The organism is Streptomyces sp. NPDC040622 (assembly GCF_055593965.1).
This window is the reverse complement of sequence record NZ_JBVIXD010000012.1, coordinates 253938-280926: the sequence shown is the minus strand read 5'-3', so window position 1 is coordinate 280926 and position 26989 is coordinate 253938. Positions and strand designations below refer to the sequence as shown.

At 70.1% G+C, this 26989-nt stretch carries 24 protein-coding genes and 2 pseudogenes; 1 reads left to right on the top strand and 25 read right to left on the bottom strand.

The features are described from left to right. Positions 1–50 precede the first annotated feature (50 nt). From whiG to proS, 22 genes and pseudogenes are all read right to left on the bottom strand, one after another. The gene (gene whiG, locus ACZ592_RS32830; RefSeq protein WP_471585316.1) at positions 51–893 is read right to left on the bottom strand and encodes an RNA polymerase sigma factor WhiG; all 843 of its coding nucleotides are present in this window, start codon (positions 891–893) and stop codon (positions 51–53) included. Positions 894–1276: 383 nt separating this feature from the next. Beyond that, complete coding sequence (gene dprA, locus ACZ592_RS32825) at positions 1277–2458, bottom strand: DNA-processing protein DprA (RefSeq protein ID WP_471585315.1); 1182 nt, start codon at positions 2456–2458, stop codon at positions 1277–1279. Next, positions 2455–3099 (bottom strand): annotated as a pseudogene (locus tag ACZ592_RS32820) (ATP-binding protein); the annotation flags it as partial. The pseudogene ACZ592_RS32820 and the gene dprA, both read right to left, overlap by 4 nt. Before the next feature lie 49 nt (positions 3100–3148). Then, positions 3149–3394 carry a hypothetical protein gene (locus ACZ592_RS32815; protein WP_471585314.1) on the bottom strand — a complete coding sequence of 82 codons (246 nt, stop codon included), beginning with the start codon at positions 3392–3394 and terminating at the stop codon, positions 3149–3151. Then, positions 3387–3968: a hypothetical protein gene (locus ACZ592_RS32810; RefSeq protein ID WP_471585313.1), complete on the bottom strand. Its 582-nt coding sequence runs from the start codon at positions 3966–3968 to the stop codon at positions 3387–3389. The genes ACZ592_RS32815 and ACZ592_RS32810 overlap by 8 nt, the downstream gene beginning before the upstream one ends. 9 nt (positions 3969–3977) lie before the next feature. Further along, positions 3978–6614 (bottom strand): tyrosine-type recombinase/integrase, encoded by a 2637-nt coding sequence (locus ACZ592_RS32805; RefSeq protein ID WP_471585312.1) that lies wholly within the window; start codon positions 6612–6614, stop codon positions 3978–3980. Then, positions 6611–7804 (bottom strand): site-specific integrase, encoded by a 1194-nt coding sequence (locus tag ACZ592_RS32800; protein ID WP_471585311.1) that lies wholly within the window; start codon positions 7802–7804, stop codon positions 6611–6613. The genes ACZ592_RS32805 and ACZ592_RS32800 overlap by 4 nt, the downstream gene beginning before the upstream one ends. Positions 7805–7906: 102 nt before the next feature. Further along, a pseudogene (locus ACZ592_RS32795) lies at positions 7907–8908 on the bottom strand (YifB family Mg chelatase-like AAA ATPase); the annotation flags it as partial. Next, a complete protein-coding gene (locus ACZ592_RS32790; protein ID WP_471585310.1) occupies positions 8908–9315 on the bottom strand; it encodes a YraN family protein in 408 nt (135 codons plus the stop codon). The gene ACZ592_RS32790 and the pseudogene ACZ592_RS32795, both read right to left, overlap by 1 nt. Positions 9316–9408: 93 nt before the next feature. Beyond that, entirely contained in the window at positions 9409–9717 is a 309-nt protein-coding gene (locus tag ACZ592_RS32785; RefSeq protein WP_006139554.1) for a DUF2469 domain-containing protein, read from the bottom strand. A gap of 55 nt (positions 9718–9772) precedes the next feature. Further along, on the bottom strand, positions 9773–10300 hold the full coding sequence (locus ACZ592_RS32780) for an NUDIX hydrolase (protein ID WP_471585309.1): 528 nt from the start codon (positions 10298–10300) through the stop codon (positions 9773–9775). Beyond that, positions 10290–11045, bottom strand: coding sequence for a signal peptidase I (gene lepB / locus ACZ592_RS32775; protein WP_471585308.1), 756 nt, complete (start codon positions 11043–11045; stop codon positions 10290–10292). The genes ACZ592_RS32780 and lepB (ACZ592_RS32775) overlap by 11 nt, the downstream gene beginning before the upstream one ends. 80 nt (positions 11046–11125) lie before the next feature. After that, positions 11126–11983, bottom strand: coding sequence for a signal peptidase I (gene lepB, locus ACZ592_RS32770; protein ID WP_471585307.1), 858 nt, complete (start codon positions 11981–11983; stop codon positions 11126–11128). Between the two features lie 4 nt (positions 11984–11987). After that, on the bottom strand, positions 11988–13073 hold the full coding sequence (gene lepB, locus ACZ592_RS32765; RefSeq protein ID WP_471585306.1) for a signal peptidase I: 1086 nt from the start codon (positions 13071–13073) through the stop codon (positions 11988–11990). Next, entirely contained in the window at positions 13066–13788 is a 723-nt protein-coding gene (lepB, locus tag ACZ592_RS32760; RefSeq protein ID WP_471585305.1) for a signal peptidase I, read from the bottom strand. Before lepB (ACZ592_RS32760) ends, lepB (ACZ592_RS32765) begins: the two co-directional genes overlap by 8 nt. Before the next feature lie 45 nt (positions 13789–13833). After that, on the bottom strand, positions 13834–14184 hold the full coding sequence (gene rplS, locus ACZ592_RS32755) for a 50S ribosomal protein L19 (protein WP_030787595.1): 351 nt from the start codon (positions 14182–14184) through the stop codon (positions 13834–13836). Positions 14185–14353: 169 nt separating this feature from the next. Next, positions 14354–15175: a tRNA (guanosine(37)-N1)-methyltransferase TrmD gene (trmD, locus tag ACZ592_RS32750; RefSeq protein ID WP_471585304.1), complete on the bottom strand. Its 822-nt coding sequence runs from the start codon at positions 15173–15175 to the stop codon at positions 14354–14356. Then, the gene (rimM, locus tag ACZ592_RS32745; RefSeq protein WP_471585303.1) at positions 15175–15735 is read right to left on the bottom strand and encodes a ribosome maturation factor RimM; all 561 of its coding nucleotides are present in this window, start codon (positions 15733–15735) and stop codon (positions 15175–15177) included. The genes trmD and rimM overlap by 1 nt, the downstream gene beginning before the upstream one ends. Before the next feature lie 93 nt (positions 15736–15828). Next, positions 15829–16068 carry an RNA-binding protein gene (locus ACZ592_RS32740; RefSeq protein WP_014176063.1) on the bottom strand — a complete coding sequence of 80 codons (240 nt, stop codon included), beginning with the start codon at positions 16066–16068 and terminating at the stop codon, positions 15829–15831. A gap of 2 nt (positions 16069–16070) precedes the next feature. Beyond that, positions 16071–16508: a 30S ribosomal protein S16 gene (gene rpsP, locus ACZ592_RS32735; RefSeq protein WP_471585302.1), complete on the bottom strand. Its 438-nt coding sequence runs from the start codon at positions 16506–16508 to the stop codon at positions 16071–16073. Between the two features lie 190 nt (positions 16509–16698). Beyond that, positions 16699–17331, bottom strand: coding sequence for a hypothetical protein (locus tag ACZ592_RS32730; RefSeq protein WP_471585301.1), 633 nt, complete (start codon positions 17329–17331; stop codon positions 16699–16701). A gap of 225 nt (positions 17332–17556) precedes the next feature. Further along, positions 17557–18975 carry a proline--tRNA ligase gene (gene proS, locus ACZ592_RS32725; protein WP_471585300.1) on the bottom strand — a complete coding sequence of 473 codons (1419 nt, stop codon included), beginning with the start codon at positions 18973–18975 and terminating at the stop codon, positions 17557–17559. 216 nt (positions 18976–19191) lie between these two features. On the opposite strand from proS, the gene ACZ592_RS32720 reads away from it, so the two are divergent. After that, positions 19192–20088 (top strand): SAM-dependent methyltransferase, encoded by an 897-nt coding sequence (locus ACZ592_RS32720; RefSeq protein WP_471585299.1) that lies wholly within the window; start codon positions 19192–19194, stop codon positions 20086–20088. 12 nt (positions 20089–20100) lie between these two features. Here the strand turns inward: ACZ592_RS32720 and ftsH are convergent, their stop codons facing one another. The 3 genes from ftsH to ACZ592_RS32705 all read right to left on the bottom strand — a co-directional run bounded on the left by ftsH (position 20101) and on the right by ACZ592_RS32705 (position 26914). Further along, complete coding sequence (ftsH, locus tag ACZ592_RS32715; RefSeq protein WP_471585298.1) at positions 20101–22035, bottom strand: ATP-dependent zinc metalloprotease FtsH; 1935 nt, start codon at positions 22033–22035, stop codon at positions 20101–20103. Between the two features lie 151 nt (positions 22036–22186). Next, positions 22187–23740: a signal recognition particle protein gene (ffh, locus tag ACZ592_RS32710; RefSeq protein WP_471585297.1), complete on the bottom strand. Its 1554-nt coding sequence runs from the start codon at positions 23738–23740 to the stop codon at positions 22187–22189. A 645-nt stretch (positions 23741–24385) separates the two neighbouring features. Then, complete coding sequence (locus tag ACZ592_RS32705; protein ID WP_471585296.1) at positions 24386–26914, bottom strand: [protein-PII] uridylyltransferase; 2529 nt, start codon at positions 26912–26914, stop codon at positions 24386–24388. Positions 26915–26989: the final 75 nt, after the last annotated feature.

Sequence of the window (26989 nt, the reverse complement as noted above, 5' to 3'; positions counted from 1 at the left end):
CGGGAGCCGCTCCCGCGCTCACGCCGTGAGGCAGGGACGATTCAGCGCTCTCAGCGGCCAAAACTCGCCAGCTTCGCCCGCAGCTGGAGCACGGACTTCGTGTGGATCTGGCTGACGCGGCTCTCGGTGACGCCGAGTACATTGCCGATCTCGGCGAGTGTGAGGCCTTCGTAGTAGTAGAGCGTCACGACGGTCTTCTCACGCTCCGGCAGCGTGTTGATCGCCCGCGCGAGCAGCCTGCGCAGCTCCCGGTCCTCCGCGACCTCCACGGGGTTGTCGGCCGCGTGGTCCTCGAGCGTGTCCATCAGGCTGAGCCGGTCGCCACCGTCTCCGCCGACGTGCAGGAGCTCCTCCAGCGCCACGACGTTCGCCAGGGACAACTGGCTGAAAACCGCGTGCAGTTCCTCCAGCGCGACCCCCATCTCGGCGGCGACCTCGCTCTCCGAGGGGGTCCGCCGCAACTGTGCCTCCAACGTGGCGTAGGCCCGCTCGACGTTGCGTGCCTTCTGCCGCACGGACCGGGGAATCCAGTCGAGCGCCCGCAGTTCGTCGATCATCGCCCCGCGGATACGGGTGATCGCGTAGGTCTCGAACTTGATGGACCGCTCGATGTCGAACTTCTCGATGGCGTCGATCAGCCCGAACACGCCGGAGGAGACGAAGTCGGCCTGCTCGACGTTGGGCGGCAGACCCACGCTCACGCGGCCCGCGACGTACTTCACCAGCGGCGAGTAGTGCAGGATCAGCTGCTCTCGCAGCCGCCCGTCACTCGTCTCTTTGTACGACCGCCACAGCTCGTCCAGCGACGAGGGCGCGGGGGGCCGCTCCCGCTCGCCGCTACGAGCCGCGGGGGGAACCGCTGCCCGATCGGACCCTGAGGTGTGCTGGGGCATTCGTCGCCTTGAGCCGTTCTGCCGTGAACTGGTGAGGTCGCGTGGGTTGGGGACGTCCCGTGAACCGGGGAGTTCACGGGGGTCGGGGAGATCGCGCGAGCCGGTGGGGAGGCCGGTGTCGCTCGCGCCGGAGCGGTGAAGAGTGTGCGTGGGGTGAATGAGGTAGTCCGTTTGGTTGCCTGTCCGCGTCGGAATCCTTGTGAGCGTAGCGTGACTGATGTGTCGCAGTGTGCGAAGAGTATGGGGTCGCGCGTGCGCAGATACGTTCCGCTGGACGCCTCAAGGTGTCAGACCGGTCGCTCTGCGTGACGGCGCTGGCGTATCAACTGCCCGATTTCCCAAGGCCGTCGGAAGTCATCCGTCCGGCGGAACACGCTCGGTCACTACTCGCCGTCATCGGTGAACACGGGCGGAATCGCCTGGCGTGTCAACTGCCAGCCGTCGCCGTGTCGTTCGACGAACCCCAACGACTGAAGCTCGTACAGTCGCCCTACCGCGTCATCCTCGGTCGTCCCCGCGCCGATCGCGACCTCCCGGACCGCGCCGCACCCCCGTGCGGGCAGCGCGGCCAGGACGCGCCGCACCCCCGGTTCCAGCAGGTCACGCGGCACGACGGGGCCCCGCCTCGCCGGGGCCAGCTCTCCCATGTCGCCGACCAGTTCGACGATTTCGGCGGCATCGGTCACCAGGGCGCCGTCTCCTCTCAACAGTTCGTGCACCCCGGCGGAGAGACCGCTGGTCGCGGGCCCCGGCACTCCCATGGTGAAGCGTCCCAACTCCTGCGCACTGCGCGCCGTCGCGAGCGCCCCACTGCGGTACGCGGCCTCGACGACCACCGTCCCCCGGGTCAACGCGGCGATCACCCTGTTCCGCTGGATGAAGCGGCTCGGGGTCGGATGATCACCCGGCGGCAACTCTCCGATGACGAGGCCCTGTTCCGCGATGCGTCCGATCAGCCCGGCATGCCCGCGCGGATACGGCCGGTCGACCCCGCAGGCGAGCACGGCAACGGTGGCACCCCCGGCCCCGAGCGCCCCGCGGTGCGCAGCACCGTCGACGCCGTACGCCCCGCCGGAGATCACGACCCAGCCGCGCTCCGCGAGCCCCGCCGCGAGGTCGGCGGCCATGTGCGCGCCGTACTGTGTGCAGGCCCGCGCCCCGACGACCGCCACCGACCGCAGCGCCCACATCCGCAGGGAAGGCCTCCCCCGGACCCAGAGCCCGACCGGACGCGCGTCCCCCAGGTCATTCAGAGTCATGGGCCACTCCGCGTCCCCGGGGCACACGAACCTCCCCCCGACACCCCGCGCCACCTCCAGGTCCCGCTCCGGCCGCGCCTCGGCGGCCCGCGCCCGCAGCCCCTCCCACCGCCGCGCGCTCACCCCTGGCAGCCGCTTCTCCTCCGAGCCGAGCCGTCGCAGCACTTCGCCGGGGCCGACCTCGCGCAGCCACCGACCACCTGCGGCTTCCCCCGGTTCCAGCACTCGGGTCAGGGCGACCCGGGCCAGTCGCTCCTCGTCCGCCGGCGGGTCGCCTGTCGTGTCCGAGGTCGCGTCGGCCGTCACGTCCCCGCCCCGATCACCATCGGCACACCGCGTGAGATGCCGGTGCGCAGTTGCAGGGCCAGGGCCACGTCCTGGGCGGAGGGCCGGTCGTGTCCCGCCAGATCCGCCACGGTCCACGACACCCGCAGGACGCGATCCAGGCCACGGGCGGTCAGGAAGCCCCGCTCCAGATCCAGTTCGGCCGCGTCCAACGCGCCGGGGGACGCGGGCCAGCGCGTGCGCAGGGCGTGCCCGGGGACCTCGCTGTTGGTCCGCCACCCGGTGCCGGTCAACCGGGCGGCCGCTCTCTCCCGTGCGCCGCGGACCCGGTCGGCGACCGTCCGGGTGGACTCTCCCCGGGTGCCGCACCCGGCGAGTTCGGACCGGGTGACGGCTTCCACCTCGACCTTCAGGTCGACCCGGTCGAGCAGTGGGCCGGAGAGGCGGGCCTGATAGCGGCGGATGACGGAGGCCGGGCACTCGCAGCCGTCGCCCAGCAGCGTGTGCCGGCCGCACGGACAGGGATTGGCGGCGAGGACCAGCAGGAATTTCGCGGGCAGCCGCACCACCCCCGCGCTGCGCGCGATCACCACGTGCCCCGATTCGAGGGGCTGGCGCAGGGAGTCCAGGGTCTGGGTGCTGAATTCCGGCGCCTCCTGGACTTTACCGACCCTCAGAGTGTCCGTATCGGATCTGACCTGCGGTGATGCGTCACGAAGGTGTTCGCGACGTGGTGACGGCCGTTTCACCGATGGCTGCTTCGAGTGCGTCTGCGTGCGTGGCTAGGACCGCGCTGAGCGATTCGGCGGCCGGGCTGAATCCGAAGTGGTCGTCCATGGCGTCGCCGACTTCCTCGTCGCAGTCGTCGAGGAACTTCTCGAACTGCCGAAGGAGCTTGGCGAGGGATTCCGCATCCTGCCGGGTGAGGTTGACCTGGTCCTGGCTGGGATCAGTCACGGGATGGTGCCTTCAGTTCGAGGAGTTCGACTTCGAGGTCGGCGACGCGCTTCTCTGTGAAACGAAGGTTGGAGCGTGCGCCTTGGAGCCGTTCCTGGAGCGATCGATGCTCCTGCGTGACCAGGTTGAGCCGACGCTTGAGCGTCGTGTTCTCGGTGAGGAGTTGCTGGACGGACTCGCCGGGGACCATCTGCTCGGTGTCGCGAAGGCGTCCCATGAGCTCGCCGATCCGTTGCCGCTGCGTGAGGATCTCCTTCTGGGCCTGGGTCAGGCCCGCCTCAGCGTTGAGCGCTCGTTCGCGCCAGGTCGCTTCGACTCGGTCGTGTTCCTCCCGGGTGCGGTGGTCGTGGCGGCTCTTGCTGGCGGCGACGGCGTTCTGGACCAGGGTGCGAGCGTCGGCGTTCTCGTAGAGGAACGTGGCGGAGACGTCCGCTCTCTCGGCGATTGCCCGGACGGTGAGTCGTCCGCGTTCGCGGCGGAGCTGGCCGATCGCCTTCTCGACCTGCCCGAGCTTGTCCTTTGTCTGCTGGCGGCGTGCGGCAGTGGCGGCGGCGGTCTGGGTGTTGGTGGTCACGGTGTCGCCTCACTCGGGTGCTTCGATGGCGTACTCGTCGTCGAGTTCGAGGTCGTCAACCTCGGCCTGGCGGGCGAGTTCCTCGGCTCGGAAGGCCGAGGACCAGACCCGGCCGAAGTAGTCCTGGGGCCTGCGGAGGTCGAGTTGAAGGGCTTCCTCGAGCAGGCCGACGGCGGCGAGGGCCCGTTCCAGGCCGTCGATCGCGCGGGCTGTGGGCTCGAAGAGTTTGTGCATGTAGTCCCGGGTTTCGTCGTGCGAGGACCCTTCGGCGAGCATCCGCCACTGTTCGCGCTTGCGGTGCCAGTAGACGAGGTCGGCGCCGGACATGACGAACTCGGTGCAGGAGTGGCAGTTGAGCTTCCAGGGGCAGGCATCGCCGTCGACGACCGGCTGGTAGGTGCAGAATCCGCCCTCGGCCGGTGTGGACTTGCGGGTGAGGTCGATGAGCATCGCCTCGGCTTCTTCCCTGGTCATCGGCTCGCTGCCGGAGAGCACGAGGCCCGGTTCAAGCGCTCCCGGACCGCTGGTCCAGACCGCATAGAGGGCGTCGTTGAGCTTGGGGTCGGTGTTGGCGATGTGCGTGTAGTGCTCGGCCATCGCCTCGGAGACCTGCCCGAGGTAGCGCTTGACCTGCGAGAGGTTGGCGCCGGCCTTGAGAAGGTTGGTGGCCAGCGTGTGGCGGGCCTGGTGGGGGACGGCTTTGCCGATGTCGAGCGTGAGGACCCAGCTCTTGAACAGGGTGTGGAACCAGGTGTAGCCGCATCCCTTGAGGAGCTCGCGGTTGGTGTGCTTCCTGGGGAACAGAGCGAGTTCCAGTCGTTCCTCGGGTGTTGGCGGGCGGCCCTTGCGTTGGACGAAGCGCGCGATGGTTTTGGCCTGCCGTGCCTCGATCCGCTGGTGGAAGCGTTCGGGGATGCGGATGCCCTCGTCGATGTTGCCGACCTTGGTCTGATCGTGCCAGAACATTGGGACTTTGCCGACACGGCTGATGCATTCCAGGCGGACATCGAGGACCTCGGTGCACCGGCGTCCGGTGACGATCAGGCCCTCCCAGGCGTCCCGCAGCCCGCGGTCCTCGACGTCCATCGCGTCCAGTGCTTCGAGGTTCTTCTCGAGGGCAAGTGCGCGGGCGACTTCGTCGGAGAAAGGCCTGCGCCGTCCCTTGGTCTTCGGTCCGAAGGGCAGGGCGAGGACGAAGCGGCGGTCCAGACCGAGGCGTTCGAGCTCGCCGGTTTTCAGGCCGGATCGCAGGACCCGGCGGGCGCCGTCGAAGATCGTGGCCATCGTGCCGGGGGTGGCAATCCCGTTCGCCAGGGCCTTGCCCCTGGCGCGCTGACCGAGCGAGGGCAGCTTGTTCCTGACGCGCTGGCGCTGGTCGGCCACGAAGTCGATCATGTGGGATTCGGTGAGCAGGGTCGGGTCGTGGCCGCCGACCGGGGCCTCGATCTCCAGGTAGGCGCTGAGCTCGTTGCAGCCCCGGCGGTCGAAATCGAAGGCGGCTCGGGAGCGGTTGTGCCCGGCGAGGAGGCGGGCGGCCATCAGGTCCCAGCACATGTCCCGCAGCCAGCGCTGGGTGATGCGGGTGAGGTCGATGTGGCTGCGGGCCTTGGGGAAGCGGATGCCGAAGTGCTCGGTCTCGATGAATCCGGCGTCCTTGGTGTCCTCGCGGGTGAAGTAGATCAGTCGCAGGTAGTGGTGCGTGACCTTGGCGAGCTGACGCACGTGGAGCTTGCAGGCGTCCAGGTCGAGGTCGGCCATCGAGTTCACGTCTTGGCGGCGGCACTCGTCGATGAGCCGCTGGATCCAGGAGATGGGCCAGATGCTGCCTTCCTCTCCCACGGTGTGGTGGGAGATGCACCACTTGATCTCGGCCTTGATCAGCGGGCGCAGGCCCAGCAGCGTCAGGTTGCCGTTGACGCGGTGCGGAGGGTCCTGCTCGTCGCACCACCTGCGGAACGCGGTTTTGTCGTCGTAGCTGACCGGGACCGGCTTGCCGGTCTTCGCCAGCTCACGGCTCCAATATCTCGGCAGCCGGGCCCCGCCGGGATGCTTATCCCGGATGTAGCTGGTGCGGTGGCGGTGACACAACTGCAAAGGGTGGTCGGCGCCGTAGGGGCAGGACCTCACCCGGCATGGGCCGAACCCCACGAACGGCCGGGCCTTGCCCAGCCAGTCCTCGAAGACGGCCTCCTGTTGGTGCTTCTTCTGCAGGTGACGGCGGTGGGAATTCCACTGCTGAGCGTGGAAGTAGCAGAGCTGAGTCTGGCTGCGGGCCGGAACGTCGGGGCAGATGAGGCAGGGCGGAGGGATCAGCCAGGCCCGGGGCTTCTTGGGCTGGGCGGTGGCCAGGAAATCCGTGATGTTCCCGCCGGCCTCCCGGACGGCCCTCCAGTCGTCGCTGTGCTCCTTGCAGTAGTCGTAGTGCGCGTCGCGGGTGCGTTCGCAGTCGGTGATGCCGCAGCCCCAGCCGTAGACCGGGTGGTCGCGCGGGATGTGCATCACGTCGGGCCGGAAGACCGGGTCGAAGTTCGGTGCCGCGATCAGCGCGGTCAGTACTTCCAGCCGGTCGCGCGTCGTGCGGCTCGGACAGCTCGGCGTCCGAGGGGCCGGGACGACCAGCGGCAGCAGTCTCGCCGTGGAGGTCACTCTTCCTCACTCCAGACCTTGTTGAGCGCGGTGATGAACTGCGGAGAGTGCAGGTCAGGGTGCCCGTAGACCTCGTCGACCATCTGTGTCGAGGCCCAGTTCCCGACGGCCTTGGCCACGTGCGGATCGTTGTCCGTGACGTCCATGACGTTGTTCGTGAACTGGTGCCGGAATGCCTGTGGCTTGATCCGGCCCGGCAGGTCGGCCCGGCGGCCGGCTCGCCGCAGCATCCCGCGTGCCGCGTCCGCCGACCACGGCTCGCCGCGGCGCGGACCGGACAACTGGATCAGGAGCATGCCGTGGCCTGCGGCGAACTGGGCGTACTCCGTCGTCATGTACTCGTAGTAGCTGCTGACCATGGCGGGGCTGACCCGGTAGATCTCCCCCTTGGTGATCACCCCGTCGACCATCGCCCAGTCCGGCTTGATCTTCGCTGCCGCCCCGTTCACGTTGCCCCACCGGTGGCAGACGTGGATGTGCGGGCTCTCGCACTCGCCGCATGGAGCGTTGTCGCGCAGGTGCAGGTCGACCAGGTGCAGACCGGTCAGGCCGCCGATACGCAAGCTCGTGTCGGACAGCCAGGTCACCACCATCCGGTCCCGGGCGGTGTTCACCACGTCCATCAGCTCGGGCCGGGTGCCGTTCGGCAGCATCTTGGGGTGGCGGCGCCGGGTTCCCCGTTTCGGGGCCAGTGGGTTGGCCGGCATCGAGGTCTTCACATGGCCCAGGAGAGCCCGGTTGCGGTCGGCCTGGGTGGGCAGCCGCCGGGTGTCCAGTGCGTCCCTCAGCTCGGGGTTCACGCCGCGGACGGCGCACTGGTGAAGGTAGAAGCCCTTCAGGCATGCCGCGAGGACCTGCAGGGCGGGCGTCTGGTACGGGCGTTTCGGCGGCACTCGCCACGGTTGCCCGTACGGCATGTTCACTTGGGCGCCCACCGCCCCCTGGTACCTGAACAGGTCGAGGATCGTGATCGTCTCGGTGGTCAGACGCTCTCGAACACGCCAGCGCATGTGATCAACGAGGTAGTAGGCGTACGTCTTCTGGGAGCCGCTGCCCTCGTGCGTACGCAGGAAGCTGTCTGCTTCCTCGTCCACCGTGACGTCGGGCCACACGATCGTGTACGACCAACCGCCCCCGGCCCGAGCCATCTTCTGTACCCGCAGGTCCCCCAGGACCACCGAGCTCCGCACCCGTTCTCCTCGCTCGCATTCGATACGTCACGAAGACAACAAGGCAGCTCGGTAAACAGACACGAGACGTGGGACTTCACCACTCAAACGAACGACCTGGAGACCCAAACTGTGATCGGTAAAGTCCAGGAAGAGCACCCCGCGATGGGCGAGCGACACCGCCCCTGGGCGCGCGATCCCCTTGCCGCCGCCCACGAGCGACTGCATGGTCGCCGAGTGGTGGGGCGAGCAGTACGGTGCGATGTCCACGAGCGGCTTGCCCGGGGGCAGCATGCCCGCCACGGAGTGGACCGCCGTCACTTCCAGGGACTCCTCCCTGGTCAGCCGGGGCAGGACGGCCGGCAGGCGCTCCGCGAGCATGGTCTTGCCGGCTCCCGGCGGCCCTTGCAGGAAGAGGTGGTGCGCCCCCGCCGCGGCCACCTCGACGGCGGTCCTTGCCGACGCCTGCCCGACCACGTCAGCCAGATCCAGTGCGTGGGCGTCGTCCAGAGCGCCACCGAGCCCCGTGCCGACGCCGGTCCCCGGCACGCAGAGCCCCGCGAGCATCGAGTCGGGCCGCCCCACCTCGTCCGGCTCCTCCTCCGGCACCGGCTCGTCGGTGAGCACGGCGATGAGCTGGCGCAGGCTCCGCACGCCGAGGACCGAGACGCCGGGCACCAGTGAGGCCTCCGCGGCGGTGCACTCCGGGACGACCACCTGTTCGTACCCCGCGTCGGCCGCCGCGAGGACCGCGGGCAGCACCCCGCGGACCGGCCGCACCCGGCCGTCGAGGCCCAGCTCTCCGATCATCACGATGTCGGCCAGGACCCTGGGGTCGATGCGCTCGGCCGCTCCGAGGACGGCACAGGCAACCGCCAGATCGAATCCGCTGCCGCCCTTGGGCACCGACGCCGGGCTCAGCCCGACCGTCAGCTTCTTCTGGGGCCACTCACCGCCCGAGTTGACCACGGCGGCCCTGACCCGGTCGCGGCTCTCGGTCAGGCTCTTGTCGGGCAGGCCCACCAGCGTGAACGCCGCGACACCTGGCTCCAGATCGGCCTGCACCTCGACGACCACGCCCTCGACGCCGACCAGAGCCACCGAACACGTACGCGCGAACCCCATCAGGCCACCCCTCGCGCGTGCTCGACCACGGCGACACCGCGCCGGGGGACCAGGACGCCGACCAGGTCGATGCGGACGCCGCCCGGCGGTGGGCCGCCGCGCTCCTCGATCCAGCGCTCGGCCAGTCTGCGCAGCCGCTCCGCCTTGGTCCGGCCCACGGCCGCCATCGGGTGCTCGAAGGGCGCGGCCCCGGCCCGGCCCGCCCTGCGCGTCTTGACCTCACAGACGACGAGGGCGTCGCCGTCCATGGCCACGATGTCGATCTCACCGGCTCTGCCCGCGCGCCAATTGCGCTCCAGAACCGTCATCCCCGACTCGACCAGCCGCCGCGCGGCCAGATCTTCGCCGTACCTGCCGAGTGCTCCCCGTGCGTTCATGTCGGCACCACCTCCGACACCCACGGTCACGGATCAGCGCGAACCCGTTGGATCTTGGTGCACTACTCGCCGGTTGTGGAAAACTCCGCCACCCCGGCGAGTGAAAGTCGCTCTCACCCGCACTCAGCTGCCCGGCAGCTCGAGGTCACTCTTGTTGAGCTCCTCGATATTCACGTCCTTGAACGTGAGAACCCGTACCTGCTTGACGAACCGAGCGGGTCGGTACATGTCCCAGACCCAGGCGTCCGCCATCGTGACCTCGAAGAAGACCTCGCCCTGGACCGAGTGCACCTGCATCTCGTAGTCATTGGTGAGGTAGAAGCGGCGCTCGGTCTCGATCACGTATTTGAACAGACCGACGACATCGCGGTACTCCCGGTAGAGCTTCAGCTCCATCTCGGTCTCGTACTTCTCGAGGTCCTCGGCGCTCATGGCATGTTCCCCTTCAGCCGTGCGTCCCCCTATTGTGCGTCAGCCCCGCGAGCCCCTACACGATTTCCGTGTCGAGGTTCTCGGGCCGCTCCGGGGGCCCCTCGTCGAGCAGTCTGCGAAACAGCCCGGCGAGCCTGGTCGGATACACCGTCTCATGAGCCTCGGTCAGTTCTCGGCACGTCCACCAACGCGCTCCGGCGACACTGCGTCTTTCCAGCTCCGTCAGGCCCTCGGCGACGGTCGCGGTCTGCGAGGTACGCGCCAGGAAGTACCACTCGTCCTGGTCCCAGCGCCGCCCGTCGAACGGGAAGGAGCAGACCCGGCGCCACAGCACAGGCCCCAGCTCGACCTCTGTGATGCCGGTCTCTTCCCGCAGCTCACGCAGGGCGGTCTGCTCCCGCGTCTCGTCGCCCTCGACGCCGCCGCCCGGTGTGAACCACCAGTCGTCCGTCGGATCCCCGGGCTCGTAGCCGTGCAGGAGCAGGATGCGGTCGTCCGGGTCGAGCAGGACGACCCGGGCCACCTTGCGCAGCGGCCGGCCCGACAAGGAGGGCGCCCCCGGAACCTCGGTCTCAGCCGACACCGGCAGCCTCCCTCGCACGGCTCCGGCCGCGTCCGCGGCCCATGCGCTTGGCCACCGGTCCGTACGCCGCGCCGCCCAGCACGAGGACCATGCCCGCCACGATGGCGATCACCACCAGGCGTACGGGACCGGGCTCGGAGATGCCGCCCGGCATGTCCGCGAAGCCCCCGGGGCGCTCCAGCATGCCGAACTTGTCCATCGGCCAGGCCACCGCGTCGACCCGCGCCTGCACGGCGCTCCGCGGCACCGAGCCGTGGTCCCCGTCACCGAGGTGCACGCTGGAGTCCAGCGAACCGCTGCGCTCGTCGCCGAGCAGGAACAAACGGCCCTTGGGGACCGTCGTGGCAGGGATGCCGGTGGCCGCGGCGCCCTGGCCCTCGGGGAGATACGGTTCTGCGACTTCCTTGCCGTTGACGGTCAGCTTGCCGTCCTTGCAGCAGGAGATGCGGTCGCCGCCTATCCCGACGACGCGCTTGACCATGGGCAGGTCGCCCCAGGTCGACTGCTTGAACACGACGACGTCACCGCGGCGCACGTCGTCGCCGTCGATCCGCTGCGCCAGCACCCGGTCGCCCGAGCCGATCGTCGGTGTCATCGATCCGGTGGGCACGGTGTACGGCTGGTACTGGACGGCGCCCCAGGCGAACCCTCCGAGGAAGAGCACACAGCCGAGGGCCACGGCGACGCCCGACAGCACGCTGCCGAGCCGTCCGCGGCCCTCGTCCGTACGTTGTGTCCTGCTCATCCCAGTGCTCCCCCGTCTCGGAGACGACCTGGCCGCCCGCATGCGCGGGCGGCGGAAGATCGGCGATCTGGGACGGCACCCTACCCGGCGGTACTGCCGCCAGAAACCCTCGCGTCACGCGCGGCAGCCACCGTGAGCCGGCGTCGGCGCCACAGCACGATCGGCACGGCACCCGCGAGTCCGATGGCGCCCGGCGCCGCGCTGGAGAGCGCGTTGAGGCCCGGCTGGTCGAAGGTGTCCGGCTTGGGCAGCGTCGCCCAGCGGGTGGGCGGCCAGGCGATGACGATCGCGCGGCCCACGACGTTGTCCACGGGGACGGCGCCGCCGCCGGGCTGGTTCTGGTGGTAGCGGGAGTCCAGCGAGTTCTGCCGGTGGTCACCCATGACCCAGATTTTGCCCTTGGGCACGGTCACCTTGAACTGACCGCCCTGGTCGTCGACGCTGCAGGGGGTGTTGCCCGCGAAGACGTACGGCTCGTTCAGCGCCTTGCCGTTGACCTTCACCGGGCCGGTGCCCTTGCACTCCACGGTGTCGCCGCCGACGCCGATGACGCGCTTGATGAGGTCCTTCTCGTCGGCGGACGGCATCAGACCGACCCAGCCGAGGACCCGCTGGATCGCGTTCGGGTCGGGCGTGGGCTCGCCGTCCAGCCAGTGGCCGGGGTCTTTGAAGACGACGACCTCGCCGCGCTCGGGCTCGGAACCGAACCACGGCGTCAGCTTGTCGACGAGGACGCGGTCGCCCTGCTGCAGCGTGTTCTGCATCGAGTCCGACGGGATCGAGAACGCCTGGACCAGGAAGGTCTTGATGACCAGTGCCAGGACCAGCGCGATGCCGATGAGGAGCGGGAGCTCCTTCCAGAAGGACCGGGGCTTCTTCGGCTGCTTGGCGTCCTCCGCGCGCGTGGCGCCGTCGCCGCCGTGGCCGTCGCCGTCCACGGTGTCACTCCCGGGGGTCGCACCGCCCGCGACGGCGTCGACGCCCGGCTCGTCGGATCGTCCCGGCTGCTCCTCGGGCCCCTCGTGTCCGGATCGTGCGCCGACCGCCAAATCCCCCACATCCACTCCTCAGTCCGTGCCGCCGCCTGCCCCAGATGCGATGCAGGCCCACCACTCCCATAACGAGCGGGAGTTCCGCAGGGGTCGGGAGCCGGATCAATCCGTATCGATCGTCGGCAGCCACCCTATGCGACGCTCGTGTGGCGGTGTCCGATCCCGCACGCGCGTCGGCTACTGCCGCGAACGTCTCCGGAGCATCAAGTTTGCGCCAGTGGCCGAAGGGCCAGGCGATGACCATCGCGCGCCCCACCACCTCGTCCTCGGAGACCGTCCCGTTGAACTTCTCACTGCGGTGGAACCGGGAGTCGGCCGAGTCGCTGCGGTGGTCACCCATCATGAACAGGCGCCCCTTGGGGACCTTCACTTCGAACGCGAAGGCCGAAGGCTTGTCCCCGGGGTGGATGTAGGGCTCGTCCAGCGGCACGCCGTTGACGGTGACCTTGCCGTTCTTGTCGCAGCACTTCACCGTGTCGCCGCCGGCACCGATCACGCGCTTGATCAGGTCCCGCTCGTTGTCGGAGGGCAGCAGACCGATCTGGGTCAGGCCTTCCTTGAGCTGCTTGACGACCACCGGGTCGTCCTTCTTCTTGCCCTGTTCCTCTTCGAGCCAGTTGCCGGGGTCCTTGAAGACGACGACGTCGCCGCGCGACGGCTTCGACCCGAACCAAGGGGTGAGCTTGTCGACAAGGACACGGTCACCGACCCGGATCGTCTGTTCCATGGAGCCCGACGGGATGACGAAGGCCTGCACCAGGAAGGTCTTCAGGACGAGGGCTATCAGCAGCGCCACGCCTATGAGCAGCGGTATCTCCTTGATCGCCGAGCGTCGTCGGCGCCGCTTGACCTTCTTCGCCAGCTTGCGGCGGTCGGCCCGGCCCGGCAGTACGGGACCGTCGGTCGGCCGGGATCCGGTGGGCAGCGGGGTGTCGCCGCGGTGGCCGGCGGCTCGTGTCCGCCCTCGGTTACCCATGGGGGCCGCCCGGTGCCGGCACGCGCGCGTAGCTGTCGGGGCGCTCCAGGGAGGTCCACCGGCCGATCGGCCAGCCGATCCAGTCGGCCCTGCCGATGACCTCGTCCACGGGGATCATGCCGCCGCCGGGCTCCCCCAGGTGGTCGCGGGAGTCCCGGGAGTCGCTGCGGTGGTCTCCGAGCAGGAAGAGGCTGTCCTCGGGGACGACGACGTCGAAGGGGACCTGGGAAGGGGCGTCCCCGGGGTACAGATAGGGCTCGTCGACGGGCTCGCCGTTCACCTTGATCCTCCCCCGCTTGTCACAGCAGACCACCCGGTCTCCCCCTGTGCCCACGACCCGCTTGATGTAGTCGGCGTCCCCGAAGTACCCGCTGCCGTCAAAGACGACCGCGTCACCCCGCTGCGGCTCGGACCCGAAACGGTACGCCAACTTGTTGACGAGTACCCGGTCCCCGGACCGGAACGCGGGCTGCATGGAGCCGCTCGGGATCTGGAAGGGCTGCAGCACGAAGGTGCTGACGACCAGCAGGAACGCCAGGCACAGCAGGAGCGTCAGGGTGAGCCTGCCGCCCGGCAGCCAGTCGGTCAGCCACATGACGACGGAGCGCGACCGTTCCTCCGTCTCCTCGGACGCTTCGGCGACGTGCGGGACGTCTCCGGATCCGGAGGGTGGGGAGGAGCGGTCGCGCTCCGTGTGCTGTGCTTCGGTGTCCATCGGGGCCAGATGCTATCCGGCCCCGCTGTGGACCCGCGCGCGAGCTCAGTTGTCGCGCTTCTCCTTGATCTTCGCGGCCTTGCCGCGCAGGTCACGGAGGTAGTACAGCTTCGCGCGACGCACGTCACCGCGGGTGACGAGCTCGATCTTCTCGACGATCGGGGTGTGCACCGGGAAGGTGCGCTCGACGCCGACGGAGAAGGAGACCTTGCGGACCGTGAAGGTCTCGCGCACGCCGGCACCCTGGCGACGGATGACTACGCCCTTGAACTGCTGCACACGGGAGCGGTTGCCCTCGATGACGCGGACGTGGACGTTGACGGTGTCACCCGGGCGGAAGGCCGGGATGTCGCTGCGCAGCGACGCGCTGTCGACGGAGTCGAGCAGGTTAGCCATGATCGTCTGCTTTCTTCACTGATGCCACAGGTCATCAGCGGAACGTGGTGATGAGGATTCGGTAGCTGATCGCGTCGGGCGGGCGTCTTGGCCCTCTCCGCAGCCGCGGAGAGAAAGCTTCGGCCGCTCCCCCTGTGGCAGGGGCGCACGCTGGACGTACAGCAGCGGCCTATTCTTCCACGGCCTCGGGGTCTGGCCCAAATCGGCCGTCGGGCCCCGGGCGCCACCCCAGGATCGAGAGCATCTCGCGGTCCTTCTTGTCGAAGACTCCGGGATCGCACCGCTCAATGAGATCGGGCCTGTTGCGCGTGGTGCGCCGCAGCGCCTCGTCCCGGCGCCAGCGCGCGATCTTGCCGTGGTGGCCGCTGAGCAGGACGTCGGGGATGCCGTGTCCGCGCCACTGGGGGGGCTTGGTGTACACCGGGCCCTCCAGGAGGTTGGCCATGGCTCCCGGGGCGAAGGAGTCGTCCTGGTGGGACTCGGCATTGCCGAGGACGCCGGGCAGGAGCCGGGCCACGGCCTCCGTGACGACCAGGACGGCGGCTTCCCCGCCCGCGAGGACGTAGTCGCCGATGGAGACCTCGTAGACGGGCATGCGGGTCGCGTACTCGTCCGTGACGCGGCGGTCGATGCCTTCGTAGCGCGCGGGCGTGAAGACCAGCCAGGGGCGTTCGGAGAGCTCCACGGCCAGTTCCTGGGTGAAGGGGCGGCCGCTGGGCGTGGGGACGACCAGGACGGGACCGTGGGCCCCGGACTCATACCCCTCGGCGAGCACGTCGTCGAGGGCCGCGCCCCAGGGCTCGGTCTTCATGACCATGCCGGGGCCGCCGCCGTAGGGGGTGTCGTCGACCGTGTTGTGCCGGTCGTACGTCCACTCCCTGAGGTCGTGCACCTGGACGTCGAGCTGCCCACGCGCGCGTGCCTTGCCCACGAGGGAGACGTTCAGGGGTTCCAGGTACTCCGGGAAGATCGTGACGACGTCGAGCCGCATTACGCCTCGTCCCCGGTGGAGGACTCGTCCCGCGCGGAGGCGACCTCGGCGCGGTCGTCGATCAGCCCGGGCGGCGGGTCGATGACGGCCTTCTGCTCCTCCAGGTCGATCTCGACGACGATCTCCTCGACGAAGGGGATCATCACCTCGCTGCCGTCGGGCCGCTCCACGATGAAGAGGTCCTGCGAGGGCAGGTGGGAGATCTCGGTGATCCGGCCGATCTCGGTGCCGTCCTTCAGGACGACGTCGAGGTCCATGAGCTGGTGGTCGTAGAACTCGTCCTCGTCCTCGGGGAGTTCCTCCGGGTCCACCTCGGCGATCAGGATCGTGTTGCGCAGCGCCTCGGCGCCCGTGCGGTCCCGCACGCCCTCGAAGCGCAGCAGGAGGCGGCCGCTGTGCACCCGGCCGGTCTCGATCGTCAGCGGGCCCGCAGAGGCGGGATCCGTGGCGAGGACGGCGCCGGGACCGAGCCGCAGCTCCGGCTCGTCGGTGCGGACCTCGACGGTGACCTCACCCTTGATGCCGTGCGCACGGCCGATGCGGGCGACTACCAACTGCACTGCGTTTCTCCTCATCCAACGACTACGGGCCGGGGAAGGCCCTGAAGCCCTCCCCGGCCCGAGCCGGTGCTGCTGTGGTTCTGCGAACCCGGTTCAGCGAACCTGGTCCACGTCGACGAGGTCGACGCGGACACCGCGGCCACCGATGGCTCCCACGACGGTGCGCAGAGCGCGTGCGGTGCGGCCGTTGCGGCCGATCACCTTGCCGAGGTCGTCGGGGTGAACCCTGACCTCGAGAACGCGCCCGCGGCGCAGGTTGCGCGAGGCGACCTGCACGTCGTCGGGGTTGTCCACGATGCCCTTCACGAGGTGCTCGAGAGCCTCCTCGAGCATGCTCAGGCCTCGGTCGACTCGGTGGACGCGGCCTCGGCCTCGTCCGCCTTCTTGTCAGCCTTCTTGGCCTTCTGGGTGATGGCTTCGCCCTTGGTGTCGTCGCCCTCGAGGCCCTTGGTGAAGGCCTCGAACGCGGCGCGCTTGTCCTTGGGCTCCGCGACGAGCAGCGGCGCCGGGGCCGGCAGGCCCTTGTGCTTCTGCCAGTCACCGGTGAGCTTCAGGATGGCCATGACCGGCTCGGTCGGCTGGGCGCCGACGGACAGCCAGTACTGGGCACGCTCCGAGTTGACCTCGATGCGCGACGGGTTCTGCACCGGGTGGTACAGACCGATCTCCTCGATGGCCCGGCCGTCACGGCGGGTACGGGAGTCGGCGACGACGATGCGGTAGTGAGGCGAACGGATCTTGCCCAGACGCTTCAGCTTGATCTTGACTGCCACGGGAGTGGTGTCTCCTGGTCTTGACGTGGGTGGGCACAACAGTGATGCCGCGTGGGGTTGCGGTACTCGAGTGCCCGATGGACGCGTCAGCCGGAGGAGAGAGGGGTCCTGTGCGACTGTCGAGTACAGCTAGCCATTGTGCCATACGTCGCCGGGGCGCCCGCACCCGGTCCGGGCGCCCCGGTCCAGCTCAGCCCACGCCCACGCCCACCACGTCCGGGATGCGGAAGGGCTTTCCGCAGCCACCGCACATGATCGGCGCCTGGGCCAGCACGGAGGGGACGACGCGGACGTTCCGTCCGCAGTCGCAGACCGCCTTGACGCGGACGCCGCCCCCGGAGGAGCCGTGCCGGGCGGCGGGGCCCCGGAAACTGCGGGCGGTGTCCGCCGTCGTCGCAGCGGTGTGCGCCTTGAGGGCGCGCTGCAGACGCTCGATGGTCGGGCGGTAGCGCTTCTTCGCCTCGGGGTTGAGTGTGACCAGTGAGAAGCCACTGCTGGGGTGTGGCTCCTCGGGGTGGTCCAGGCCCAGCTCCTCGGCGATCGAGAGGAATCTGCGGTTGTGATAGCGGCCGGCGCGTGAGGTGTCGCGTACGCCGCGCGAGGCGGCGATGCCATGGACTGCCTCGTGAAGCAGTCGCTCGAAGGAGAGCTCGGCGCCGCAGGCGGACGACGACTCTCCGATCAGGGATTCGGGCGCGGCAAGGTCGGGCAGCTCGGGGTGGTGCCGCTGAATGTCGGCCCACGCCTGTGCCAGCTCTGCGGCGAGAACAGGTGGTGTCGTGCTCACGTCGTGACAACGAGCCGGATGCCCTGGGGGTTCCATTCCGGGGCATCTCAAATAATTTGCACGTACCCGTCAGTTGCCGTTGATGCGTCCGGACGAGGGCGGGTGCGCTGATCTGCGGAGAAGCCTCACAGCTCGCACCAAGCCGGTACGTAGTGGCGCGTACGCCCCAGCGCGTAGAGCAAGTCCTCGCGCCGGGGCTTGTGTTGCCACGGCGGGCGCACGAGCCGAGAGCGGGGTGCGCCGGCACCGGAACCGCGCGCCTCAGTAGGCGCGGGCCACGAGAGCGACGTTACCCGGGGTCTCCTCGGCGTCCGGCACCGCCCCGTCCTCGGCGACCAGACACCGTACGGTCACGGAGTGCTCGGCCAGCCGGGCCTCGCCCTCCTCGCCGAGCACGGCCCACGGGATGCGCGCCCAGCCCCCGGCGGCGGTGGCCTCCACGGCCTCGTCGACCGTGGTGACGTCCGAGGTCCGGGACTCGCGGCGGTGCCGGGCCTGGGTCAGGAGGAGCGCCTGGTCCTCCTCGAGGACGGTGGGCAGCAGGGTGGCGAGGGCGTCGATCGCGACCGGCTCCTTGCCGCCCCCGGGAATGCGGCGGGTCACCATCGCGGTGCCGTTCTCCAGGTCGCGCGGCCCGACCTCGACGCGTACCGGCACACCCTTGAGCTCCCAGTCCACCGCGCGCCTCCCGAAGGGCGTGTCCGTGCGGTCGTCGACCTGGACGCGGATGCCCGCGGCCTTCAGGGTCTCGCCGATCTCGCGGACCCTGGCGAGCACGGCGTCGTCGCCCTTGACGGCGAGGACGACGGCCTGGACGGGGGCGAGCCGGGGCGGCACGCGCAGTCCGTCGTCGTCGCCGTGCATCATCACCAGAGCGCCGATCATCCGTGTCGTACTGCCCCAGGAGGTCTGCCAGACCAGCTCCTGCTTGCCCTCCTTGGACAGGTACTGGGTGTGGAAGGCCCTGGCGAAGTTCTGGCCGAGCTCGTGGCTGGTGCCGAGCTGGAGGGCCTTTCCGTCGCCCATCATCCCTTCGAGGGTGAGGGTGTTGATGGCGCCGGCGAAGCGCTCCTTGGCGGTCTTGCGGCCGAGCACGAAGTCCATCGCGAGGACGTCGCGCATGAAGTCTCCGTAGACGTGCCGGTGGATACGGGCCGCGAAGTCACGCGCCTCTTCGTACGTGGCGTGGGCGGTGTGGCCCTCCTGCCAGAGGAACTCCGACGTGCGCAGGAACAGGCGCGGGCGCATCTCCCAGCGGACGACGTTCGCCCACTGGTTGATGAGCAGCGGCAGGTCGCGGTAGCTCTGCACCCACTTGGAGAAGTACTCGTTGACGATCGTCTCCGAGGTGGGCCGGACGACGACCGGCTCCTCGAGTTCCTTGCCGCCCCCGTGGGTGACGACGGCGAGCTCCGGGGCGAAGCCCTCGACGTGTTCCGCCTCGCGGGTCAGATACGACTGCGGGATGAGGAGAGGAAAGTACGCGTTCTGGGTACCCGTCGCCTTGATGCGGGCGTCCATGTCCTGCTGCATCCGCTCCCACAGCCCGTAGCCGTACGGTCGGATCACCATGGTGCCGCGCACCGGGCCGTTATCGGCCAGCTCGGCCTTGTTGATCAGGTCCTGGTACCAGCGCGGAAAGTCGTCCGCCCGGGGCGTGAGCACAGGTGTCTTGGCCATGGCGCGCATGGTAGGGGCGAGCCTTCGGGGAAGGTGAATTCTTTTCCCGGAGGGGCGCACGAGGGTGGTACGCAAGGATTGGCACACAACCCCTGGACGCCACGACGGATGCGGAGTTCTCTGGCATACGGGGGGAGTGCGAGCGCACTGCACGGGGGCGGACGAACCGTTGATTTCCGGCACGGCACTAACTCTCGTTGGATTGGGGCGCTTTCGATGACACCAACACTCGTGCAGTCGCACCACCCCCACGCGGGCACGTCGCCCCGCGTGGAACCGGGTGCACGCGCGCGTGACTGGGCGGAGATCCAGGAACGGATGCTGGTCCCGCTCTATGAAGCGGTGTACGAACGACTCGAAGTGGGACACCACACCCGGCTCCTCGGCCTCGGCTGCGGCTCCGGGCTCGCTCTGCTGATGGCGGCCTCGCGGGGCGCCGCGGTCACCGGCGTCGACCCGGCGCATCCCGAGCGTCTCGCCCTCGCGCGAGAACGCCTGCTGTCCGATGCCACGGGAGGCGCACGCACGCGTGGCGACGCCCGTCTCGTCGACGGCGATCTCGCGGACGTGGCAGCCGCGACGGACACGGCCGCGACCTCGTCCGCCACAGACACGGACGGCCCCGCGTACAACCTCGTCACCGCGTTGCAGCCGATCGGCTGCACGGCGGGCGACTCCGAAGGGTTGTCCGGCCTCTTGGAGGCGGCGGCCCCGCTGGCCGGGCGCGGCGCCCCGATGGTGCTGGCCGGCTGGGGTCCCCCGGAGCGCTGCGCCACCGCTTCCGTGCTGAGGGTGGCGAAGAAGCTCGCCGACCCCATGCGGAGCACGGGCATCTGGCGTCCTGCGCTGCGGGACGACCTGGAGGAGGTCGCGCACCGGGCGGGACTCAAACCGGACGGCTCGGGCCGCGTCGCCTGTCCCTTCGGGTACGCGGACGTGGAGAGCGCGGCCCGGGGGCTGCTCTCGACAGGGTTGTTCGACGCCGCGGTGCGGGCGACCGACCAGGAGCAGGTCGACAAGGAGCTGATGGAAGCGCTGCATCCGCACCGGCGCGAGGACGGGACGGTGTGGATGTCGAACGTCTTCCGCTATCTGATCGCCCTCACTCCGTAGCGGTGCGAAGCGCTAACCGTCCTTGGTCATCCGCGTGATGCCGGCGACCCGGTAGGCCGCCGCCTCCTCCAGCGTCTCGTTCTCAAGAAGGGCCGCGGCCAGCGCGTCCAGCTGGTCCCGGTGGTCGCGCAGCTGGCGGCAGGCGCTCTCGTAGCACTCGTCGACGATCCTTCGCATCTCGACGTCGATGGCGTCGAGGGTCCCGGGTGCGGCGGCGAGCCCGTACGCCTGCTGGGCGTCGTTCGGCAGCGCGGAGAGACGGCCCACGCGCTCGCTCATGCCCCAGCGGCCGACCATGCCTCGGGCGATGTTGGTGACCTGTTCCAAGTCGTTCTCGGCGCCCGTGGTGATGACTCCGTAGACGACGTGTTCGGCGGCCATGCCTCCTAGGGCGCCGATGATGCGACCTCGGAGGTACTCCTCGGTGTAGGCGTACTTGTCTGAGTCCGGGGTCGAGAGCGTCACGCCCAGCGCCCGCCCGCGCGGCACGATGGTGATCTTGCGGACCGGGTCGGCGCCGGGCTGCAGCATGCCGAGCAGGGCGTGCCCGCTCTCGTGGTAGGCCGTTCGCCTGCGCTCCTCCTCGGGCATCACGAGCGGCCGCTCGGCGCCGAGCTGCACCTTCTCCATGGCTTCGGAGAGGTCGGACTGCGTGACCGTCTTCTGCTTGCGCTTGACGGCGATGAGGGCGGCTTCGTTGGCGAGGTTGGCGAGCTCGGCACCGGTCATGCCCGGGGTCGTCCGGGCGACCTGGGCGAGGTCTACGTCGTCGGCCAGCGGGATGGGCCTGGTGTGGATCTTGAGGATCGCCTCGCGTCCGCCCCGGTCGGGGGGCGAGACGTTGACGACCCGGTCGAACCGGCCCGGCCGGGTGAGCGCGGGGTCGAGGATGTCGGCGCGGTTGGTGGCGGCGAGCACGATGACGCCCTCCGCCCCCGAGAAACCGTCCATCTCGGTGAGGATCTGGTTGAGCGTCTGCTCGCGCTCGTCGTGCCCGCCCATCCCGCTGCCGCCGCCCCGCGCGCGTCCGATGGTGTCGATCTCGTCGATGAAGATGATCGACGGCGCGACCTTGCGGGCCTCGGCGAAGAGTTCCCGTACGCGCGAGGCGCCCACGCCCACGATCATCTCGATGAACTCCGACGCGGACGCCGAGAAGAAGGGCACGCCCGCCTCGCCGGCGACCGCACGCGCGAGCAGCGTCTTGCCGGTGCCGGGCGGTCCCGCGAGCAGTACGCCGCGCGGCATCTTGGCGCCCATCTCGCGGTAGGCGTCGGGGTTCTTCAGGAAGTCGACGACGTCGTTGAGCTCGCCCTCGACCTCGTCGATGCCCGCCACGTCCTCGAACGTGGTCCGCTTCGCCCCGGGCTCAAGCTCGACCGGCTTGGGGGGCGTCTTGCGCCCGAGCATGCCTCCCCCGCCGCCCATCCCGGCGCTCATGCGGCGGGCGATGAAGATCCACAGCACGACGAGCAGCAGCATCGGCGCGAGCGAGATGAGGAGGTTGGAGAGGAAGCTGCGCTCCTGCACCACGGGCTCGGCGGTGACGGTGACGTCGTGCTTGGTCAGGTCGCCCCAGAGCTTGTCGTCGGCGAAGGCGGGCCGCTGGGTCGTGAACTTGGTGTAGTTCCCCTTGTCGTCGCCCGGCTTGGGCTGCTCCTTCTTGAGCTGGCCCTGGATCGCGTCACCCTTGGAGTAGATCTTGGTGACGTTGCCGGCGTCGACCTGCTTGCTGAACTCCGTGTACGAGATCGTCGGCTCGTCGCCGTCGTTGAAGAAGGACAGGACGAGGTTGGCGATCAGGTACACGATCAGAGCCGTCAGGATCAGACTTCCCCAGCCGCCCGGCATCTTCTTCTTCGGCGGCGGTGTGGGGGCGGGCGGCGGCGCGCCCTCGGAGCGCCACGGCTGATCGGGCGCCTGGCGCGGTGGCACAGGGTTGCTCATATTCGGACGTTACGTCAGAAATCGAACCCGGGCACCCGCTCCGAGCCGCCCCGGAAAACGCCGGAGGCGCCCCTCCGCAGAGGGACGCCCACACGACGTACAGGCCCCCAGGCCTCGAGGAGACGAGCCGACGCCCGCCCCCACACCGGCCTCAGCCCATGAACTTCTTGAACTCGTCGGGCAGCTCGAAGTCCTTGGCCTGCTGGCCGCCCGGAAGGCCGAGGGCACCGCCGGCCTGACCGGCCGCCTCGCGGCGCGCGGCCGCCTCCTGCTCCTCCTGCTTGCGCTTCATCGGGTTGCCCGACTTGCGCTTGCCCTTGGCCTGCTTCTGCTTCTTCTTCTGCTTGCCGGGGCCACCACCCATGCCCGGCATCCCGGGCATACCCGGCATTCCACCGCCCTGGGCCATGCGGGACATCATCTTCCGCGCCTCGAAGAACCGCTCGACCAGGTTCTTCACGGCACTGACGTCGACACCGGAACCCTTGGCGATACGGGCACGGCGCGAGCCGTTGATGAGCGTCGGCTCCTGGCGCTCGGCGGGCGTCATCGACTTGATGATCGCGGCCGTGCGGTCCACGTCCCGCTCGTCGAGGTTGTTGATCTGGTCCTTGATCTGCCCCATGCCGGGCATCATCCCGAGCAGCTTGCTGATGCTGCCCATCTTCCTGACCTGCTCCATCTGGGCCAGGAAGTCGTCGAGCGTGAAGTCCTGGCCCTTCTTGGAGGCCAGCTTCTCGGCCATCTTCTCGGCCTCTTGCTGCGAGAAGGTCTGCTCGGCCTTCTCGATCAGCGTGAGCATGTCGCCCATGCCGAGGATGCGCGACGCCATGCGGTCCGGGTGGAACGCGTCGAAGTCGTCCAGCTTCTCGCCGTTCGAGGCGAACATGATCTGGCGCCCGGTGACCTGCGCGATCGAGAGCGCGGCACCACCGCGGGCGTCACCGTCGAGCTTGGAGAGCACGACACCGTCGAAGCCGACGCCGTCGCGGAAGGCCTCCGCGGTGTTGACGGCGTCCTGGCCGATCATGGCGTCGACGACGAAGAGCACCTCGTCGGGGCTGACGGCGTCGCGGATGTCCGCGGCCTGCTGCATCAGCTCCTGGTCGATGCCGAGGCGGCCGGCGGTGTCGACGATGACGACGTCGTACTGCTTGGTCTTCGCGAACTCGATGGAGTCCTTGGCGACCTGGACGGGGTCACCGACGCCGTTGCCCGGCTGGGGGGCGTAGACGCCGACGCCCGCGCGCTCCGCGACGACGCTCAGCTGGTTGACGGCGTTGGGGCGCTGCAGGTCACAGGCGACGAGCAGCGGCGAGTGGCCCTGCCCCTTCAGCCAGAGACCGAGCTTTCCCGCGAGGGTCGTCTTACCGGCACCCTGCAGACCCGCGAGCATGATCACGGTCGGCCCGGTCTTGGCGAACCGCAGGCGGCGCGTCTCGCCACCCAGAATGCCAATGAGCTCCTCATTGACGATCTTGATGACCTGCTGGGCGGGGTTGAGGGCCTGGGAAACCTCGGCGCCGGCCGCGCGCTCCTTGACCTGCTTGATGAAGGCGCGGACGACGGGCAGGGCGACGTCCGCCTCGAGCAGGGCGATGCGGATCTCGCGGGCCGTGGCGTCGATGTCCGCCTCGGACAGGCGGCCCTTGCCCCGGAGGTTCTTGAATGTCGCTGCGAGGCGGTCGGAGAGAGTATCGAACACGGCGGTCGCGAATCCTCGGGTCGGGGGAAGGGGGACAGGTCGCCTTCCAGAGTATCTGCCGACCGCGGGTGCCTGGAGCGGTGGTCGAGATTGTTCTCGCCGGGGGGCGTTGGGCAGTGCGGGGTGGGTGGGGGTTGCCCTGCCTGGGCGGGTGCGGGTTCGTCGTGGCCTTTTGCGCAGTTCCCCGCGCCCCTAAAGACCCACTCGCCGTTGCGGGCCGCGCTGCGTGGGCGACTGCGGGTCCGCTGTGGCTTGTCGCGCAGTTCCCCGCGCCCCTGAAAGCAACAGCTCGCCGCCCCCGTACCCCTAAAAGCAACGGCCCGCCGCCTCCACGCCCCAGGAGGCAACGGCCCGCCGCACCCTCGAGGCGCCGACCCGCCCAAAGCCCCCCTGAGGCACCGCCCCACCCGAGGCCACACCCGAGACCCCCAGGAGGCACCGGCCCTGCGGGGCTTGCCCGAAAAGCCCCCGCCGGGCCGCAGCCGCACACGCGCCCGAGGGGGCGCGGGGGTATGTGCGCACGGAGCACCGAGGAAACAATGGCGTCTTTGTTCGTGCAGCGTGGCGCAGGGATAGCGAGTACGTACATACCCCCGCGACCCCGCCCCACAGACGAACCCCAGGCGACACCGCCGGGCCCCAGGCCTACCCCCGCAGCACCCCTTCCACCCCCCGAGCCACCCCCACGGCCCGCTCCCCCGCCAACGGCACCCCATCCACCCCCGTCACATAGAACGCGTCCACCGCGTTCGCCCCCAGCGTCGACACGTGCGCGCTCCGCACCACCACCCCCGCCGCCTCCAACGCCCGCCCGATCCGATGCAGCAGTCCCGGCGCGTCCTGGGCCCGTACCTCGATCACCGTCGCGTGGCGCGAGGCCGCCGGTGCCACCGTCACCCGTGCCGGTGGAGCGAGCGTGCCCCGGCGACGGGGGTACGCCGCCTCCCGCTCCGCCAGCCTCGCCTCGATGTCCAGGGAGCCGTCGAGCGCCCGCGCCAGATCCGCCCGCAACCGCGCGGCCTGCGGCAGCGAACCGAACTCCGCGGCCACCCGCCAGCTCAGCAGGAGCACCGAGGTGTCACGGGGCACGCCCACCGCCACACGGGACCCGACGCCGGAAGGCAACGTCACCCCCCGCAGCTCCGCGGCCCGCACGGTGAGCCGATGCATCGCCAGCACCCCCGCCACCGCCGACAGCACCCCCGGCTGATCCGGCACCGCGACCAGCAACTCCACCCCGACCGGCTCGGAAACCCCGTCCGAACCTGAGGCACCCGACGCGACCGACCGGTCGCCGACCTCGCCCTCTGCCTCTACCCGCGCGCGCAGCGCCAGCACCGGGCCCCCCGTGCGGAACGCCTCCACCGCGAGCCGCTCCTGCTCGGCCGTGGGCGCCGCGTCCTCGGCCTCCTCCGGCGCGGACCCGGACAGCACCGCGGCGACCCGCTTCACCAGGTCGGCGACCAGCGCCCCCCGCCACGCCGACCACGCCGCCGGCCCCGTGGCCAGCGCGTCCGCCTCGGTCAGCGCGTGCAGCAGCTCCAGTGTCCCCACGGAACCCACCGCCTCGGCCACGCCCCGCACCGTCGCCGGGTCGTCGAGGTCACGCCGGGTGGCGGTCTCCACGAGGAGCAGGTGGTGGCGGACGAGGCAGGCGAGAACCGCCACGTCGGACCGGTCGAAGCCGATCCGCGTCGCGACGTCGCGCGCGATGATCTCCCCGGCGGCGGAGTGGTCCCCGGGCCAGCCCTTGCCGATGTCGTGCAGCAGCGCGGCGACGAGCAGCAGGTCGGGACGGCCCACCCGCCGGGTGAGTTCGGATGCGCGGACCGCCGTCTCCACGAGATGGCGGTCGACCGTCCACGTGTGGACGGCGTTCCGCTGGGGCCTGCACCGCACCCGCTCCCAGTCGGGCAGCAGCCGCGTGACGAGGCCCTCGGCCTCCAGTGCCTCCCACACCGCGACGGTCGGCCGCCCCGCGCCGAGCAGCGTCACGAGCTGCTCGCGCGCCTCGGCGGGCCACGGCGTGGGCAGGGGCCGCGCCGCCGCGGCGAGGCGGCGTACGGCGTGCAGCGACAGCGGGAGGCCGGCCTGTGCGGCGGCCGCGGCGGCGCGCAGCGGCAGGACGGGGTCCCGTTCGGGGCGGGCGGCGCGGGCGAGCACGGCCTCGCCGTCCTGTTCGACGACCCCCTCGGCGAGCGGCGAGCGCTCGGCAGTGGCTCCCCGGCCACCGCCCAGCATGGCCCGCAGCCTCGGCCGTACGGACCGCGCCCGCAGCACGCGCCCGACCTCGCGCCAGGTGACGTCGCCCGCGTACGAGACGACGCGGGCGGCCTCGTACACCTGTCGCAGCAGGGTGTCGGCATCCAGCAGGCCCAGCTCGGCGGCGACCTGGTCCTGTTCCTGGAGGGCGAGCCGGTCGGTGGCCCGGCCCGTCGCGAGGTGCAGGGCGTCACGCACGTCGAGGAGGCGTCGCCGGGCGTCGGCGAGCCCTTCGCGCGGGGCGTCCGCGAGCCAGGACGCGGCGACGGCCCGCAGCGCGGTGGCGTCCCGCAGGCCGCCCCGCGCCTCCTTCAGGTCGGGTTCGAGGAGGTAGCTCAACTCGCCCTGGCGCTCGGCACGTTCCTCGCACAGCTCGCGCAGTTCGGGCAGTCGTTTCGGCGCCTGGTTGCGCCAGTCGGCGAGCACGGTGGTGCGCAGCGAGGCCGTCAGTCCGAGGTCGCCCGCGAGGTGGCGTGCGTCGAGGAGCCCGAGGTGCACCTTGAGGTCGTCGCCCGCGGTCTTCCTGGCCTCGGCGGGCGTGCGCACGGAGTGGTCGAGGTCGAGCCCGAGGTCCCAGACGGGGTACCAGAGGCGGTCGGCGAGGGCGGCCACCTCGGCGACGTCCGCGTTCCCGTCGTGCAGGAGGAGGAGGTCCAGGTCGCTGCGGGGCGACAGCTCGCCGCGGCCGTAGCCGCCGACGGCGACGAGTGCGGCGCCCCGGGGCACGCCCGCGGCCTCGCCGCCGGACCGGAAGAGCCCGGCCAGCCACGCGTCCGTCAGTTCGGCGAGGGAGGAACGGCGCGGCGGCCCGGACCGCGACTCCTCCTGGAGGAGTCGCAGCCGGGCCGCCGCGTAGCCGCTGGGTCCGGAGTCTTCCGATTCCGATTCGGTAGATACGTCCACACTCGTCACCCGGCAGCTCCTGTTCTGTACTGCTCTGTCGTGCTCGGTCCCGCTCAGCCTTGTGCCGTCACGCTCGGTTCCGTT

Bases quoted from the DNA above. Each gene is read 5' to 3' on its own strand.
- whiG (WP_471585316.1), bottom strand. From the start codon at position 893: ATGCCCCAGCACACCTCAGGGTCCGATCGGGCAGCGGTTCCCCCCGCG.
- ACZ592_RS32785 (WP_006139554.1), bottom strand. From the start codon at position 9,717: ATGAGCGCCGAGGACCTCGAGAAGTACGAGACCGAGATGGAGCTGAAG.
- lepB (WP_471585308.1), bottom strand. From the start codon at position 11,045: ATGAGCAGGACACAACGTACGGACGAGGGCCGCGGACGGCTCGGCAGC.
- lepB (WP_471585306.1), bottom strand. From the start codon at position 13,073: ATGGGTAACCGAGGGCGGACACGAGCCGCCGGCCACCGCGGCGACACC.
- lepB (WP_471585305.1), bottom strand. From the start codon at position 13,788: ATGGACACCGAAGCACAGCACACGGAGCGCGACCGCTCCTCCCCACCC.
- rplS (WP_030787595.1), bottom strand. From the start codon at position 14,184: ATGGCTAACCTGCTCGACTCCGTCGACAGCGCGTCGCTGCGCAGCGAC.
- trmD (WP_471585304.1), bottom strand. From the start codon at position 15,175: ATGCGGCTCGACGTCGTCACGATCTTCCCGGAGTACCTGGAACCCCTG.
- ACZ592_RS32740 (WP_014176063.1), bottom strand. From the start codon at position 16,068: ATGCTCGAGGAGGCTCTCGAGCACCTCGTGAAGGGCATCGTGGACAAC.
- ACZ592_RS32730 (WP_471585301.1), bottom strand. From the start codon at position 17,331: ATGGAACCCCCAGGGCATCCGGCTCGTTGTCACGACGTGAGCACGACA.
- proS (WP_471585300.1), bottom strand. From the start codon at position 18,975: ATGGCCAAGACACCTGTGCTCACGCCCCGGGCGGACGACTTTCCGCGC.
- ACZ592_RS32720 (WP_471585299.1), top strand. From the start codon at position 19,192: ATGACACCAACACTCGTGCAGTCGCACCACCCCCACGCGGGCACGTCG.
- ftsH (WP_471585298.1), bottom strand. From the start codon at position 22,035: ATGAGCAACCCTGTGCCACCGCGCCAGGCGCCCGATCAGCCGTGGCGC.